Below are 15,147 nucleotides of genomic sequence, written 5' to 3'. Positions count from 1 at the left end.
CTGCCGACTCGATAAAAGGGGCTTCCACACGAAGCCCCTTCGTGCGTATGCCGGCGCGCCAGCAAGCCTGGCCTCGATATTAGGAACTGAAGATCATGTTTCCCAAAAGACTCTCCGAAGGCTACCAATCCTTCCTTGACGGCCGCTTCCAGACGGAAAGCAGCCGCTACCAAAAGCTGGCCGAAATCGGCCAAAGCCCGGAAATCCTGATCATTGGCTGTTGCGACTCGCGCGTGTCGCCCGAAGCGATCTTCGACGCAGGCCCCGGTGAAATGTTTGTGGTGCGCAACGTGGCCAACCTCGTGCCGCCCTGTGATCCCGACTCGGAATCGTCGTACCACGGCACCAGCGCCGCCATCGAATTTGCGGTCAACGGCCTGAACGTCAAGCACATCGTCGTGCTGGGCCACGCCTCCTGCGGCGGCATCCGCTTCTTCTTCGACGACGCCACGCCGCTCAGCAAGAGCGATTTCATCGGCAAATGGATGTCGCAGATCGAACCCGTCGCCAAGGGCATGTCCCCGGAGACCGGCGACCGCCAGGCAAACCTGAAGCGCCTGGAACTGGCCACCGTCGCGCACAGCCTGAACAACCTGATGACGTTCCCGTCCATCCGCCGCCGCGTCGAAAAGGGCGAACTGGAACTGCACGGCGCCTATTTTGGCGTGGCCACCGGCGTCCTGTTCCTGCGCGATCCGGAATCCGGCGAGTTCAAGCCCTGCCTGGAAACGGGCGTCACGGAATAAGTGGCGCGGGCCTTGCGCCCGCGCCACTGGCTTGCGACAGGCGCGCCGGACCGTTCAAACCCGGTACGCCTGGGCCAGCCGCTCGTAGTTGTTCTTCAGGATGATGCCCGCGTAGTACACGTGTTCGCGCATCAGGTCCTCGGCCCGCGCGCCGTCGCGGGCGATGATGGCGCTCACGATCCGATGATGGTCATCGTGCGAGCGCAGGATGATCCCGTGGTCTTCCCACAGGATGATCCGGTCCGACGCATACGGAATCGCCTGCGCCTGCGTCGCAAACCGCTTCACCCACGGATTGCCCGCCGCCTCAAGAATGCCGTTGTGCAAGGTGATGTTGACCTGCTGGTACGGCAGATGGTCTTCCGGCAGCAACACGCCCTTGGCAAGAATCCGGTCGCCCTCGTCCAGGCAGTTCTTCAGCACCGCGACCGCGTCATTCGACAGGCCGCGCAGCGCCGCCTGCCGGCAGGCCAGGCCCTCCAAGGCGGCTCGCACTTCATACGCCGCCACAATCTCCCCGATGTCGTAAGCCCGCACGGTGTAGCCGCGCTTGGGCAAATGTTCGAGCAGGCCTTCGTTGCCCAACGTGGCGAGCGCCGCGCGTACCGGCGTGCGCGACACGCCCAGTTTTTCGGCCAGCGGGATTTCTTCCAGCCGGGCGCCAGGACTGAACTTGCCGTGCAGCACCCAGTCCCGCAGCGTATCGGTGACGTGTTGAGATAGCGTATCCATGCGGCAATTGTATACATGAAGAATACATGCGGCAGTGTGCTCTAGCCCTATCTCAGGGCTTTCCATAGTGCTTCTGTCGTAAATCAAACGTGGTTCAGGGTAAGCCCCTATACCTGCCCTACGGCCATGTATACATAATCGCAAAAAATCAGACTGGCGGCCGATCCAATCCCAAGGATGGACGACACGCCACGGAGGAGACAGCATGACCAATGTATCCAAGCCCGCCACGGCCGGCCCGGGGTCCCGACTCGCCCTCGTGACCGGCGGCGGCGGCGGCATCGGCGCCACGATCTGCCGGGAACTCGCACAGGCCGGTCTGCGCGTGGTGGTGTCGGACGTGGACAGCGACCGTGCGCGCCGGGTGGCCGACGAGCTGGGCGCGCCCCATGCCGCGCATGCGTTTGACGTCAGCGACGAAGCGGCCGTCGACAGCGCATTCGAGCAGATCGAAAGCCAGCACGGCCCCATCGCGGTGCTGGTCAGCGCGGCCGGACTGCTGCTGTTCCAGGAGAACGGCGAGCGGCCGCTCATCAAGGACACGTCGCTCGATATCTGGGAACGCAGTTTTGCCGTGAATGCGCGCGGTGTGTTCCTGTGCGGACGCGCCTACCTGCGCCGGCGCGAAGCCAAGCCGCTGGCGCATGGCCGGGTCGTCACCTTCACGTCGGTCGCCGCGCAACTGGGCGGCTACCGTTCCAGCGCCTCTTACATTGCCGCCAAGTCGGCCGTGCTGGGCCTGACCAAGGCCATGGCGCGCGAGGCCGCCCATCTTGGCATCACGGTCAACGGCATCGCGCCCGGCTTGATCGACACCGACATGCTGCGCAGCACCGTCACCAGCAGCGGCGCGCTGGCCGCGGCTGCACAGGCCATCCCGCTGGGCCGCATCGGCACCGCCGAGGAAGTGGCCGCGGCCGTGCGGTTCCTTGCCTCGGAAGATGCGGGCTACATCACCGGCAGCGTCATCGACGTGAACGGCGGCTACCGCATGCAGTAAGACTTACCCGGCGGCACCGCCGTCAACGCATCAAAGCGTCATCCACCAAAGACGCGCATCCAAAAAAGAACGGGAGACCAAGCATGAACCAACGTAGTCGCTACGCGGCCGCCGCCGCGCTGTGCGCCCTGGCCTTTTCGGCCGCCGCGCAGGCGCAGCAGGAGCCGGGGATCACGGACAAGACCATCAAGATCGGCGTCTTTGCGCCGCTGTCGGGCAGCGGCATGGCCTACGGCTTTGACGTGCTGAACGCCGCCAAGATGTGGTACGCCAAGGTCAACAAGGAAGGCGGCGTCAACGGCCGCCAGATCGAACTGGTCGTGGAAGACGACCGCTGCAATGCCAACGATCTGGTCGCCGCCGTGAAGAAGCTGAACGAGCAGGACAAGGTCTTCCTGCTGAACGGGGGATCGTGCTCGGCGGCCGTCGTCGCGTCGCGCGAATACATCGAACGCGAAAAAGTGCCGCTGGTCATGCTGAATGCCTCGGGCGACGGCGCGCTTTACCCGCCGTCCAAGTACATCTACGGCGCCTTCTCGATCTCGCAGCACGCCGTCGGCGGCTCGATGGTGCAGTTCGCATCGGAACACCTGAAGGCCAAGAAGATCGGCTACATCAATCATGACGACGCGTACGGCGGCTGGAACCTGGAGGCGGCGCAGTCGCAGGCAAAACAGCTTGGCGACCCGGCGCTGCAGGTGCAGTCGGTCAACCCGAACATCACCGACGTGACCGCGCCCATGCTGAAGATCCGCTCGGGCAATCCCGATGTGCTGCTGCTGACAACGTATGCGCGCCCCGCCGCCCTCATCATCAAGAAGGCGCACGAACTGGGCTGGAACAAGCCCATCGTGCTGGCGGTCAATGGCACGGCGGATCTCAAGCAGCTCGTGGAGAACGTGGGCAACAAGGATGCGTTCAAAAACGTGTACATCCAGGACGTGCTGGCCGATCTGCCGGGCGGGCCGAAGCTGACGTGGGTGTACGACATGTACAAGCAGTCGTATCCCGACCTGGCGGCCAAGCCCGGGCATCCGCAGTCCTACATGCCTTACGGCATTCCGCCCGCCATGGCGGTCGTGAACGCGCTGAAGGCCGCCGGCCCGCAGCCCACGCGTGAAAAGGTGCTGCAGGCGCTGGAAACCATGAAGTTCGACTCGGGCGTCATGGCCGGCCCCATCGAGTTCGGCCCGGGCGACCGCGCCGCGCAGGAGGCCGCCATCTATATCAAGTTCGATGGGACGAACATGACGCTCGTGCCTGGCGCCTTCAAGAGCACCTGGCAATACCAGAAGTAAACCCGCGGCCCGTCAGGGGCCACGCCCGCGCGATGGCGCAGCATCGCGCGGGCCGCCGGAGAACATCATGAGCTTTGCCGATACCTGGTTGTTCCTGCAGCAGGGGGTGCTGTCGGGGCTGGTGACGGGCAGCGTATACGCGTTGCTGGCCGTCGCCGTCGTCATCATTTTCAAGACCACCGATGTGCCGAATTTCGCCCAGGGCGAAATCTTCATGGTGGGCGGCTACATTGCGCTGTTCCTCATCCTGGTGATGGGATGGCCTTATATGGCGGTCATTCCGGTCACGCTGGCCGCGGTGGCCCTGTTGTCGGGCCTGTTCCAGCGCGTCGTCATGGAACGGGTCATCGCTTCCAAGGGCGTGGGCGTGCAGATGGTCATCGCCACGCTGGGACTGGCGTACGCCCTGAAGGGGCTGGTGCGCACATCGGGCCTGGGCGACACCCCGCGCTCGCTGCCGCCGCTTGCGTCCACGGACGCCGTCATCATCGGCGACGCCGTGCTGACCCGGCTTGATCTGCTGATCTTCGCCGTCGCGGTCATCGTCATGCTGCTGCTGTTCGGGATGTTCGCCTACACGCGCGTTGGCCGGGCCATGCGCGCGGTGGGAATGAATCCGAAGGCAGCGCGGCTGACGGGCGTGAACCTCACCCGCATCCGCATGATGGTGTGGGCGCTGTCAGGCCTGATTTCGGCCGTCGCGGCGCTGCTCATCACGCCCAAGATCCTCATCACCCCGGACATCGGCCACATCGCCATCCTGGCCTATGCCGCCGCCATCGTGGGAGGCATCACCAGCCTGCCCGGCGCGGTGGTCGGGGGCTTTGTGATCGGCATTGCCGAGAACCTGGTGGGGCTGTTCATTTCGACCAATGCCATCGTGGTGGCGCCCTTCGTGGCCATCATGGTCGTGCTGCTGGTGCGCCCGCAAGGACTGCTGGGCGGCAAACTGCAGGTGAAGAAAGTATGAGCAACAAGATCGATCGCGTCCTGCTGGCGCTCATGGCCGTCGTGCTGGTGGCGCTGCCCTTCATGGCTAGCGGCTATGTCGTCTACGTCGTCAACCTGCTGATGGTGTTCGTCGTGCTGGCGTTGGGCCTGCACCTGGTCATCGGCGAAACCGGGCAGTTTGCGCTGTCGCACGCGGCCTTCTATGGCGTGGGCATCTACACCGCCGGGCTCATCAACAACCTGTTGCATCCGCCCTTCTTCGTCTCCATTCTGGCGGGCGGGCTGCTGGCCGCGGCGCTGGGCTACGTGATCGGCGCGCTCGCGCTGCGCATGCGCGACATCTATCTGGCGCTGTCCACGTTCGCCTTCGGGGAAGCCATGCAATGGGTGTTCCTGAACTGGCAATCGGTCACCAACGGATCCAACGGATTCCGCATCTCGCCCGCCTCGCTCTTCGGGTACGAACTGGTGTCGGACATGAAGGCCTACCCCTTTGTCGTGCTGATCGCCGCGCTGCTGTTGTGGGCCACCGTGGCGTTGTCGCGCTCGCAACTGGGATCGGCCTTCCGGGCCGTGCGCGAGAGCGATGTCGCGGCGCAGGCGATGGGCGTGAACGTCAATGCCATCAAGCGCACCGCGTTCACGCTGTCGGCCGCCTACGCCGGCATCGCCGGCGGCATGTACACGCTCTTCGCGTCGTTCATCCATCCCGAAAGCCTGGGCTTTCAGACCACCATCCTGATCCTGACCATGGTCGTGGTGGGCGGCATCGGCTCGGTACGCGGCGCCATCGCGGGGGCTCTGGCCTTCGGCCTCATCTCCGAACTGCTGCGCCAGGCGCTGTCATTCCAGGAAATCATCTACGGCGTCATTCTGATGGGCTTCATGATGTTCGCGCCCAAGGGCCTGTTTGCGGGCCGCGCGGCGCGGCGCGCGCCCCCGCCGGCCGCGCCTTTGCCCTCGGCCACGCGCGCGGCGGCCACCGCCTCCAAATCCCCGCAAAGGAGCGCAGCATGAGCACCCATCCTTATCTGGACGTGCAGGGACTGACGGTGAAATTCGGCGGCCTGACGGCGATCAACGGGCTGTCCATGCAGGTGGAACGCGGCCGCATTCACGCGTTGATCGGTCCAAACGGCGCCGGCAAGTCGACGACGTTCAATTGCATATCGCGTTATTACCGCCCCACGAGCGGCAGCATCACCTTCGATGGCGCCGACATCACGGGCAAGAAGCCACACGAAATGGCGGCGCTGGGCGTGGCGCGCACATTCCAGAACCTTGAGCTCTTCGGCGCGCTCAGCGTGCGGGAGAACGCGCTGCTGGGAACGTACGCGCACGGCGCGAATGGCCCGCGCAAGCTGTTGCGCCCGGCGGCGGCCGAGGCACGCGAGCGGGTGGAGCATCTGCTCGAGCGCGTCGGCCTCGCAGACTTCCTGGACACCCCCGCCTGCAGTCTGGACTTCGGACGCCAGAAGATGCTGGAGCTGGCGCGCGCGCTGGCCATTTCTCCGCGCCTGCTGTTGCTGGACGAACCGGCGGCGGGCCTGCGCAACCGCGAGATCGAGACGCTGGACCGCCTGTTGACCGAATTGTGCGAGCGGGACGGCATCACGGTGTTGCTGGTGGAACACGTGATGCAACTGGTGATGTCCATATCGGATCGCATCACCGTCATGTCGTTTGGCGAAAAGATCGCAGAGGGCACGCCCGCCGAGGTGCGCAACAACCCCCGTGTCATCGAGGCCTATCTGGGCAAGGGAGCAGCCGGTGGCTGAGATTCTGCTGGAAGTCGATGCGGTGTCGGCCGCCTACGGCAACATCCGCGCATTGCAGGACGTGTCGCTGAAGGTGCCGCAAGGCGCCATCGTGGCGCTGCTGGGCGCCAATGGCGCGGGCAAGTCGACCACGTTGAACGTGATTTCGCGTCTGGTCTCGCCCACGGCGGGCAGCGTGCGTTTCGCGGGCGAACCCATCCATCGCCTGTCCGCCGATGCGATCGTTGGACGCGGCATCGTGCAGGTGCCGGAAGGCCGCGAGATCTTCCGCGAAATGAGCGTGCGCGAAAACCTGGAAATGGGCGCCTACCTGCGCCGGGACCGCAACGCTGTCCGGCAGGACATGGACATGGTGTGCGACACCTTTCCGCGCCTGCGAGAACGCTTCGAACAAAAGGCCGCCACACTTTCTGGCGGCGAGCAGCAGATGCTGGCGACCGGCCGCGCCATGATGGCGCGGCCACGCATGATCCTGATGGACGAACCGTCCATGGGATTGTCGCCGCTTGTGGTCGAGCAGATCTTCGACATCATCCTGCGGCTGAACCGCGAACAGGGCATCACGATTCTGCTGGTCGAACAGAACGTCAAACTCGCGCTGTCGGTGTCCAGTCACGCCTACATCCTGGAGAACGGCGAGATCGCGCTGGACGGGCAATCCGCCGCGCTCGCCAGCGACGAAGGCGTGCAGCGTGCCTATCTGGGCGCGTAGGCGCCGCAAGGAAAAAGCCATGATCTCAATGCAAGACAAGCGCGTCCTGGTGACGGGCGCCGGGCGCGGCCTGGGCGCCGCCATCGCACAGGGATTTGCCCGGCAAGGCGCCCGCGTGATCGTGACCGACGTGGACGCGGCCCTTGCCGCCGCGACGGCGCAGGCCATCGTCGCGGCCGGCGGCCATGCCGCGCATGCCGAACTGGACGTGACCCAAGAGCAGGCGGTGCGCGCATTTGCTGCCGACTGCGCGGCGCGTCACGGTCCGCTGGACATCCTCGTCAACAACGCCGGCATTTCGGCTCGCGCGCCGTTCGACGATCCGCGTACCCCCGAGATCTGGGACCGCGTGATGCGTGTGAACCTGCAAGGCACGTTCAACGTCACGCATGCCTTCGTGGAACAGCTCAAGGCCTCGCGCGGCGCCATCGTCAACCTGTGTTCCATCGTGGCTTACGGCTGCGGCATTTCGACCGCGGGCTACGTCGTATCCAAGGGCGGCGTGCGCTCGTTCACCGAAGTGCTGGCCCGCGACCTGGCGCCCCACGGCGTGCGGGTCAACGCGGTGGCGCCGGGCCTGATGGAAACCGAGATGACCGCCGGCCAGCGCGCCCAGGCCAGCGGCACCGACTGGTACATGGGGCGCGCCCCCATGGCGCGCGCGGGGCGCGCTGACGAGATTGTCGGCCCCATCCTGTTTCTGGCCTCGGACCTGGCCAGCTATGTCAATGGCGTGGTGCTGCCGGTGGACGGCGGCTATCTGGCTGTCTAAGGAGAAATCATGAGTCTGGGAACGGCGTTGGTCACGGGCGGCGCAAGCGGCATGGGCCTGGCGATCGTGGAGCGGCTGGCGCGGGATGGATTTCGCGTCGTGATGGCCGATCGCAACGGGGCGCTGGCGGAGAAGGAATCACGGGCGCTGGCCGACCGGGGACTGGATGTCAGCCACCGCGTCGTGGACCTGGCCGACGAAGCCGCCACGCGCGCGCTGGCGAACGCATTGCCGCCGCTGGCCGCGCTGGTGAACAACGCTGGCCTCTTTGACGAGCGCACGTTCTTCGACGTGACGAGCGATGACTACCGGCGCGCGTTCGACGTGAACCTGTTGGCGGTCGCCACCCTGACCCAGGAAGCGGCGCGGACCATGCTGCCGGGCGCAAAGATCGTGAACATCGCGTCGCGCGCCTATCTGGGCGCGAAGAACCATCCGCATTACGTGGCCTCGAAGGCGGCGCTGGTTGGCTACACGCGCGCCAGCGCGATGGAACTGGCCGGACGCGGCATCCTGGTCAACGCCATTGCGCCCGGCCTCATCGATACGCCATTGCTGCGCAACCTGACGCCCGAGCGCATGGCCGCGCAACTGGCCTTGCAGCCGACCGGGCGCGCGGGGCGGCCTGAAGACATCGCCAATGCGGTGTCCTTCCTGGCCGCGCCGCACATGGACTTCATCACGGGGCAGGTCATCTTCGTGGACGGCGGCAAGTCGCTGGGCGGATCGGGAGCGTAGGCGGCATGGACCAGATCGCATGGGACAAGGAAGTGGATGCGCTCGTCGTGGGTTCCGGCGCGGGCGGCATGGCCGCGGCGCTGACCGCGCACGAGGAAGGGCTGGACGTGCTGCTGGTCGAAAAGACCGACCGCATCGGCGGATCGACGGCGATCTCCGGCGGCGCGGTGTGGATCCCCCTGAACGCGCAGACTGAAGCGGCGGGCCATCCGGACAGCATGGACAGCGTCTGGACCTATCTGGACCAGACGGTGGGCGCGGCGGCCCCCGAACACATGAAGCGGGCCTATCTGGAGGCAGGCCCGCGCATGATGGATTACCTGGTGTCGCGCGGCCTCTTGCAGCTTGCCGCGCGCACCGCCTCGCCGGATTACTACCCTGACCGGCCCGGCGCCGCAATGGGCGGCCGCTCGCTCGACCCGGTCGAATTCGACGGCCGCAAGCTAGGCAGCCGCATGCGTCTCCTGCGCGACCCGCTCAAGGAATTCACCGTGCTCGGCGGCATGATGGTCAACATCACCGACGTGCGGCACCTGCTTGGCGCCACGCGTTCGTTCGCGGCCTGGCGCCACAGCATGAAGCTGGTGTTGCGTTACGCCTCGGACCGCGCGCGCGGGTATCACCGCGGCACGCGGCTGCTGCTGGGCAATGCGCTGGCGGCCCAGTTGTTTCATGGCCTGTTGACCCGCAACATCGACTTCTGGCTGCAAACGCCCGCGCTGTCGCTGCACCGCGACGCCGCGGGGCGCGTGCTGGGCGCCGCCCTGTCGCGGGACGGCAAGACGGTCAACGTGCGCGCACGCCGTGGCGTCGTGATGGCGACGGGCGGATTCCCGTGGGATCCGGAACGGCGCGCGCGAACCTACCCGCAGCCGACCGGCGGCTGGTCGATGTCCCCGCGCGGCAATACCGGCGATGGCATCCGGCTGTCGGAGCGGGCCGGCGCGGCGTTCGGCAGCGGCCATGCCAGTCCGGCGTTCTGGGCGCCAGTCTCCGTGCTGGAGACTGGCACGGGCACGCCGCTCAATTACCCGCATCTGGTCTGGGACCGCGCCAAGCCCGGCCTGATCGCCGTCAATGGCGCGGGCAACCGGTTCGTCAACGAATCGACCTCGTACCACGAGTTCGTGCAGGCCATGTACCGCAGCAACGAGACCGTGCCCAGCATCCCGGCATTCCTGGTCTGCGACCAGCGGTTCATCGACACGTGGGGCCTTGGGCTGGCCCTGCCCGGCGGCCGCCCCCGCCAACACCTGATCGACCAGGGCTACCTTTTGCAGGCGTCCACGCTGGCGGCGCTGGCCGGCCGGCTCGGCGTACCGGCCGACGCGCTGCAGGCCACCGTCCAACGCTATAACCGGCACGCCGCGCAAGGGACCGATCCGGATTTCGGCAAGGGCAGCACGGCCTACAACCGCTACCTGGGCGATCCGCAGCACCAGCCGAATCCGTGCCTCGCGCCGCTTGGCGATGGGCCTTATTACGCCGTCAAGGTGTACCCGGGCGACATCGGCACCGCCTGCGGCATTGCCGCCAACGCCCATGCGCAGGCGCTGGATGCCGCCGGCGCGCCGATCCCCGGCCTTTACGTGGCGGGCAACGACATGCAGTCCGTGATGGGCGGCGCGTACCCCGCGCCGGGCATCACGCTCGGCCCCGCCTTGACCTTTGGCTGGGTGGCTGGACAGCACCTGGCCCATGCGCAACACTGACGCCTCTCACCGACAGGGAACCCCATGAAAATCTTCTTCTCGCCCGCTTCGCCCTTCGTACGCAAGTGCATGGTCATCGCCCACGAACTCGGCCTGGCCGACCGGATTGAAAAGCTGCCCAGCGCCGCCGGTCCCGTCGCCCGCGACCAGACCATCATCCCGAGCAATCCGCTGGGCCAGGTGCCCACCTTCATCACCGATGAAGGCCAGGCGCTGTTCGACAGCCGCGTTGTCTGCGAGTATCTTAACGACCTGGGCGGCGGATCGTTTTTTCCTGCCGGCAAGGCCCGCTGGCCCGTGCTGACCGAGCAGGCAATGGCCGACGGCATGCTGGGCGCGGCGCTGCTGGCGCGCTACGAGACCGTGCTGCGTCCCGAGGCCTTGCGCTGGGATGGCTGGGTCGAGGGCCAGCTGGGCAAGGTGCGCGATGGCCTTGCGCTCATCGAGAAGAACGCCGCGGGCCTCGCAGGCCGCCTGGACATCGGCACCGTCACCATCGGCTGCGCGCTGGGTTACCTGGACTTCCGCTTCCCTGACCTGGACTGGCGCGCCTCGCACCCGGCCACGGCTGCCTGGTACGAGGATTTCAGCCAACGCCCCTCGATGCAGGCCACCAAGCCCTGATCCGGCCGCCGGCGTTTTGCGCCGGTAACTGCCACGGCATCAATGCGACGACACGAACTCGGCTTGCGCGAAGGCTGGTATGGCGAAACCTTCGCGCATGCGCCGCGCCTCTGCCGCTGGCGTCAGGCCAAATAGGCGCTTGAACTCGCGGCTGAACTGCGACGGGCTCGTGTAGCCCACCGCCTGGCTCGCCGTCTCGGCCGTCAGGTCCTGCCGCACCATCAAGAGGCGAGCCTGGTGCAGGCGGGTCGATTTCACGTATTGCATCGGAGAGACCTGCGTCACCGCCTTGAAATGGCTGTGAAAGCTCGGCACGCTCATGCCCGCCTCATTCGCCAACCTGGTGACATCCAGCGGCTGGGCATACTCCGCATGGATGACACGCAGGGATTTGCCAATACGGCCAAACTGCCCTCGCAGCGATAGTGCTTCCCGCATCGAACTGCCCTGCGGGCCGGTCAGCACGCGGAAATAGAGTTCGCGCAGCAGACCGGCTCCCAGTACTGCGGCTTCCAACGGCTTGGCCATGGCCTCGATGAAGCGCAGCACCGACGCCCGCATCGCTTCATCCATCGGGGTCGACATCATGCTTTGCGGCGCCTGGACAGGCGCCGCCTGCCCGGCGCCGTCGATCTGCGACGCCAGCTCCGCCGCCAACGCAAAGTCCAGGTGCAGGTACAGCGCCAGCAGCGGACGCTCGGGCGTGGCTTCAGTCTCCATGCTGAAAGGAACCGGGACGGAGACGGCCAGGTAGTGCTGCTCGTCATACAGGTAAAGCCGATCGCCGAAGTAACCGCGCTTACTGCCCTGGCAGACGATCACGATCCCGGGGTCATACAGCACAGGCGTGCGCGCCAGCGCGCGGTTGGCGCGCAGCACGCGCACGCTGGGCAACGCCGTCAGGTTGTAGCCCTCATGGGGCGCCAAGCCGCGCAGCAGCTCGGCCATGCGGCTCTCGGCAAGGGCGGGGCCTGCCGCGCCGTCCACGGTCGGGGAAATCGCGTTCATAGTTTTATGCAAGATAAGTAGCGGAATACGGCTTATCCGCGCGTTTTTGCGAGACTACCATGCATTCTCCACTGACTTTGGAGCCGACTCCATGACCTCTCCCAAAACCCTGCTCATCACCGGCGTCAGCAGCGGCTTCGGCCGCGCATTGGCCGAGGAGGCCCTGGCCGCGGGCCATCGCGTGGTGGGAACCGTGCGCAGCGACCCTGCGCGGATCGCCTTCGAGGCCTTGTCCCCAGACGCGGCCATCGGGCGCGTCCTGGACGTCACCGACTTCGACGCCATCGACGGCGTCGTGGCCGATATCGAATCCAGCGCCGGGGCGATCGATGTGCTGGTCAACAACGCGGGCTACGGTCACGAAGGCGTGATGGAAGAGTCGCCGCTGTCGGAAATGCGCCGCCAGTTCGACGTGAACGTCTTTGGCGCGGTCGCGATGATGAAAGCGGTCCTGCCCTTCATGCGCCAGCGCCGGCGCGGCCACATCCTGAACATCACGTCCATGGGCGGCCACATCACCATGCCGGGGATCGCGTACTACTGCGGCAGCAAGTTCGCGCTGGAGGGGATTTCCGAAGCCCTGGGCAAGGAAGTGCAGCCGCTGGGCATCGCTGTGACCGCCGTGGCGCCGGGATCGTTCCGCACTGACTGGGCGGGCCGATCCATGACACGTACCCCACGCGCCATTGCGGACTACGACGCCATCTTCGATCCCATCCGCAAGGCGCGCGAAGAGAAAAGCGGCCGACAGCTGGGGGACCCGCGCAAGGCGGCGCGCGCCATGCTGGCGGCCATCGCCGCCGATCATCCGCCCGCGCACCTGCTGCTGGGCAGCGATGCGCTCGGGTTGGTCAGGGGCAAGCTGGCCGCCTTGCAGGAGGAATTGGCGGCGTGGGAGACGGTTACGAAATCCACAGATGGATAAAGCCCTGCGCAGAAGGCTTTGCTACAGTGAACTTGCATCTCCCCTGACAGACCAACCCAAAGGTCAATCACGACAAGGAGCGCCCGCATGGCCATTTCAGCGATCTCCGCCATCCCCCACGTCGCCGCGCCTTTCCCGGCGCGCGTATCGATGCTGGATGAGAACCGCCCCGCCTGGGAAGCCGAACGCGCCGCGCAGAACTTCGCGGCCCGCCAGGCGCAGCGCACCGCCCAGGCCCAGGCCGCCCGCGAAGCCCAGCGCCTGGAACGCGCCCAGGCCGACAAATTGGCCAGGGCCGAGCAAAACGCCCCGCGCGTCAGAGGCAACGCTGACCCCGCGGCCGCACCCCTCGCTCTTGCCGCCCCCGCCCTCAACATCGATGAATTGCGCGACCTGTATGCGGACGCCCGGATGCGGCGCGCGGTCGAAGACTTTGCCGCTCGGCCCGACCCGGCGGCCCAACGCGCCCAGGCCGCGAACGACTGGGGCACCATCGAAGGCCTGGCGCCGCTGCAACCTTATCGTGTCGCCATGGGCAATCCGCAGGTCGAATTGCAGGCCGCGGCTGTCATGAAGGCAGCCAGCGCCGCCGTTCCGGCGGTGGCCAACATCGGCCCCACCGAGAACGTGACCGACAACGCGCGCTACCGGCCCGGCGCCGCGCCCTGATTCCCGCGCTGACCCCGGTGTCAGACACCCAAATGAGACACCCGTCAATTGGCGACGGCGTCTCGACGGGTGTCTGACACCGCCCCCAAGCCCGCCCATGAAAAAAGCCGCCTGAAAAGGCGGCTTTCTCGTGGCGCGAAGACCGATCAGTGGAAGAATTCCGCGATCATCGTGGCGCCCATGAAGGTGCCGGCGTTGGCGGCCAGCGACACCACCACGATCTTCCAGCCCAGCTTGCGGAAGGCGGGCAGGTCTTTCAGGATCGACAGGCCGGCCATGGCCAGGATGACCGTCGTGAACGGCAGGAAGTTGACCTTGCCGACCATTGCGATGATCTGGTCCGAGTACGGCAGCACGCCGGGGCAACCGGCCGTCATGGCGATCAGCGACAGCACGAACACCGCCGGCAGCTTGGGCACGACGCGCAGGATAAGGTCAGTGATGACGACCAGCAGCACGATGATGCCCATGCCGGGCAGCGCGTCCGCGAACGGCACGTTGTAGCCCAGGCGGTTGCCCACCAACGCAAACAGGCCACAGATGACGTAGGCAGTCAGGCGGTCGCCAAAGCCCATCTTCGTGCCGTGTGCGGGAACGTCTTCCGACACGCTGTTGTCGACCACGGCCTCGTTCTTGCCGCGCGAAAAGCGGCCCAGCACGGGCTCCAGCTTGCCGTACAGGAAGATCGTCGTGGGCAGCGAGATGAAGAGGGTGAAGTACACGCCCACCACGGTGGTCAGCAGGTTGGCGGCGGCAGCCAGCGCAGCCACCTGATGCGCCATTTCAGGCGTCTGCTGCGAGGCGATCGCGCCCACGCCGGCGGCCATCATGCTGCCCGAGCCCACGCCTGCGCCCATGGCGAGCGAGCGCGGATCGAAGATGTTCAGGCTGGTGATGAAGCCGGCCATCAGCGCCACGAACAGCGCGCCGATCACGGTGCCGGTGATGTATTCGGCCATGACGCCGCGGCCTTCGGGCGAATTCATGCCGTAGCGCTCGCCGATGATCGCCAGGCTGGGCTCACGGCCCACCGAGAACGTGGCGCCGATCGCTTCGCGCTTGATGCCCAGCAGCAGCGCCAGCGGCAGGCCGATGGCCATGGTGCCGAAAAAGTGGCCGAACTCCTGGAACACCAGCGCCCAGCCGGCCTCGCGCACCTGCGGCAAGGCGCCGCCGACCATCAGGCCCAGCTTGGCCAGGAACGGCAGCAACGCATATTGCAGGTAGCCGCTGATGCGGGTCTGCATGGCCTTGTCGATGCCGATGCCGGACGGCAGCCGCTGACCGAAAGCCGCCACGACCGCGCCGATGAAAATGGCCCACAGCATGGGTTGCAGGACGATCTTGCCGGGACCGACCGAGAAGGTCACGCTGCCGATCGCTTCGGCGATGACGACCACCAGCAGGATGGCGGCGAGCATGCGCACGCGCCCCGATAGCGGCATGGAAGGCAAGGCCAGGCTGGCGCTGGCATGAGACATT

The 15,147-nt window shown here is 66.3% G+C and carries 16 protein-coding genes; 13 read left to right on the top strand and 3 right to left on the bottom strand.

What is annotated here, in order from left to right; translation table 11 throughout:
- The first annotated feature begins 95 nt into the window (after positions 1 to 95).
- A complete protein-coding gene (locus tag FBY20_RS13300) occupies positions 96 to 746 on the top strand; it encodes a carbonic anhydrase (protein WP_056319841.1) in 651 nt (216 codons plus the stop codon).
- A gap of 54 nt (positions 747 to 800) precedes the next feature.
- On the opposite strand, the gene FBY20_RS13295 is transcribed toward FBY20_RS13300, so the two are convergent.
- Positions 801 to 1,478, bottom strand: a complete 678-nt coding sequence (locus tag FBY20_RS13295; protein WP_056319843.1) for a GntR family transcriptional regulator — start codon at positions 1,476 to 1,478, stop codon at positions 801 to 803.
- Positions 1,479 to 1,683: 205 nt separating this feature from the next.
- Between FBY20_RS13295 and FBY20_RS13290 the strand changes: the two genes are divergently transcribed.
- The 10 genes from FBY20_RS13290 (at position 1,684) to FBY20_RS13245 (ending at position 11,063) form a co-directional block, all read left to right on the top strand.
- The gene (locus tag FBY20_RS13290; protein ID WP_142052607.1) at positions 1,684 to 2,478 is read left to right on the top strand and encodes an SDR family NAD(P)-dependent oxidoreductase; all 795 of its coding nucleotides are present in this window, start codon (positions 1,684 to 1,686) and stop codon (positions 2,476 to 2,478) included.
- Positions 2,479 to 2,561: 83 nt separating this feature from the next.
- Positions 2,562 to 3,776: an ABC transporter substrate-binding protein gene (locus tag FBY20_RS13285; RefSeq protein ID WP_056319848.1), complete on the top strand. Its 1,215-nt coding sequence runs from the start codon at positions 2,562 to 2,564 to the stop codon at positions 3,774 to 3,776.
- Positions 3,777 to 3,843: 67 nt separating this feature from the next.
- On the top strand, positions 3,844 to 4,746 hold the full coding sequence (locus FBY20_RS13280; protein ID WP_056319850.1) for a branched-chain amino acid ABC transporter permease: 903 nt from the start codon (positions 3,844 to 3,846) through the stop codon (positions 4,744 to 4,746).
- On the top strand, positions 4,743 to 5,744 hold the full coding sequence (locus tag FBY20_RS13275) for a branched-chain amino acid ABC transporter permease (protein WP_142052603.1): 1,002 nt from the start codon (positions 4,743 to 4,745) through the stop codon (positions 5,742 to 5,744). The genes FBY20_RS13280 and FBY20_RS13275 overlap by 4 nt, the downstream gene beginning before the upstream one ends.
- Positions 5,741 to 6,505 carry an ABC transporter ATP-binding protein gene (locus FBY20_RS13270; protein ID WP_056319854.1) on the top strand — a complete coding sequence of 255 codons (765 nt, stop codon included), beginning with the start codon at positions 5,741 to 5,743 and terminating at the stop codon, positions 6,503 to 6,505. The genes FBY20_RS13275 and FBY20_RS13270 overlap by 4 nt, the downstream gene beginning before the upstream one ends.
- Positions 6,498 to 7,217, top strand: a complete 720-nt coding sequence (locus FBY20_RS13265) for an ABC transporter ATP-binding protein (protein WP_142052600.1) — start codon at positions 6,498 to 6,500, stop codon at positions 7,215 to 7,217. Before FBY20_RS13270 ends, FBY20_RS13265 begins: the two co-directional genes overlap by 8 nt.
- A gap of 19 nt (positions 7,218 to 7,236) precedes the next feature.
- Entirely contained in the window at positions 7,237 to 7,989 is a 753-nt protein-coding gene (locus tag FBY20_RS13260) for an SDR family NAD(P)-dependent oxidoreductase (protein ID WP_142052597.1), read from the top strand.
- A gap of 9 nt (positions 7,990 to 7,998) precedes the next feature.
- Positions 7,999 to 8,727 carry an SDR family NAD(P)-dependent oxidoreductase gene (locus tag FBY20_RS13255; RefSeq protein WP_142052594.1) on the top strand — a complete coding sequence of 243 codons (729 nt, stop codon included), beginning with the start codon at positions 7,999 to 8,001 and terminating at the stop codon, positions 8,725 to 8,727.
- A 5-nt stretch (positions 8,728 to 8,732) separates the two neighbouring features.
- A complete protein-coding gene (locus FBY20_RS13250; protein WP_142052591.1) occupies positions 8,733 to 10,439 on the top strand; it encodes an FAD-dependent oxidoreductase in 1,707 nt (568 codons plus the stop codon).
- Positions 10,440 to 10,463: 24 nt separating this feature from the next.
- Positions 10,464 to 11,063, top strand: a complete 600-nt coding sequence (locus FBY20_RS13245; RefSeq protein ID WP_056319865.1) for a glutathione S-transferase — start codon at positions 10,464 to 10,466, stop codon at positions 11,061 to 11,063.
- A gap of 39 nt (positions 11,064 to 11,102) precedes the next feature.
- On the opposite strand, the gene FBY20_RS13240 is transcribed toward FBY20_RS13245, so the two are convergent.
- Positions 11,103 to 12,011, bottom strand: coding sequence for an AraC family transcriptional regulator (locus tag FBY20_RS13240; protein WP_142055931.1), 909 nt, complete (start codon positions 12,009 to 12,011; stop codon positions 11,103 to 11,105).
- Positions 12,012 to 12,162: 151 nt separating this feature from the next.
- On the opposite strand from FBY20_RS13240, the gene FBY20_RS13235 reads away from it, so the two are divergent.
- Both FBY20_RS13235 and FBY20_RS13230 read left to right on the top strand, forming a co-directional pair.
- Entirely contained in the window at positions 12,163 to 12,996 is an 834-nt protein-coding gene (locus FBY20_RS13235; RefSeq protein WP_142052588.1) for an oxidoreductase, read from the top strand.
- A gap of 87 nt (positions 12,997 to 13,083) precedes the next feature.
- A complete protein-coding gene (locus FBY20_RS13230; RefSeq protein ID WP_142052585.1) occupies positions 13,084 to 13,665 on the top strand; it encodes a hypothetical protein in 582 nt (193 codons plus the stop codon).
- A gap of 146 nt (positions 13,666 to 13,811) precedes the next feature.
- Here FBY20_RS13230 and FBY20_RS13225 read toward each other — a convergent pair whose 3' ends face one another.
- A complete protein-coding gene (locus FBY20_RS13225; protein WP_142052582.1) occupies positions 13,812 to 15,146 on the bottom strand; it encodes a DUF3100 domain-containing protein in 1,335 nt (444 codons plus the stop codon).
- Position 15,147: the final 1 nt, after the last annotated feature.

It is taken from the genome of Achromobacter sp. SLBN-14 (genome assembly GCF_006715415.1).
GTDB classification, from domain to species: domain Bacteria; phylum Pseudomonadota; class Gammaproteobacteria; order Burkholderiales; family Burkholderiaceae_B; genus Achromobacter; species Achromobacter mucicolens.
The sequence above is the reverse complement of the archived record's forward strand: the minus strand, read 5'-3'. Positions and strand labels throughout refer to the sequence as shown.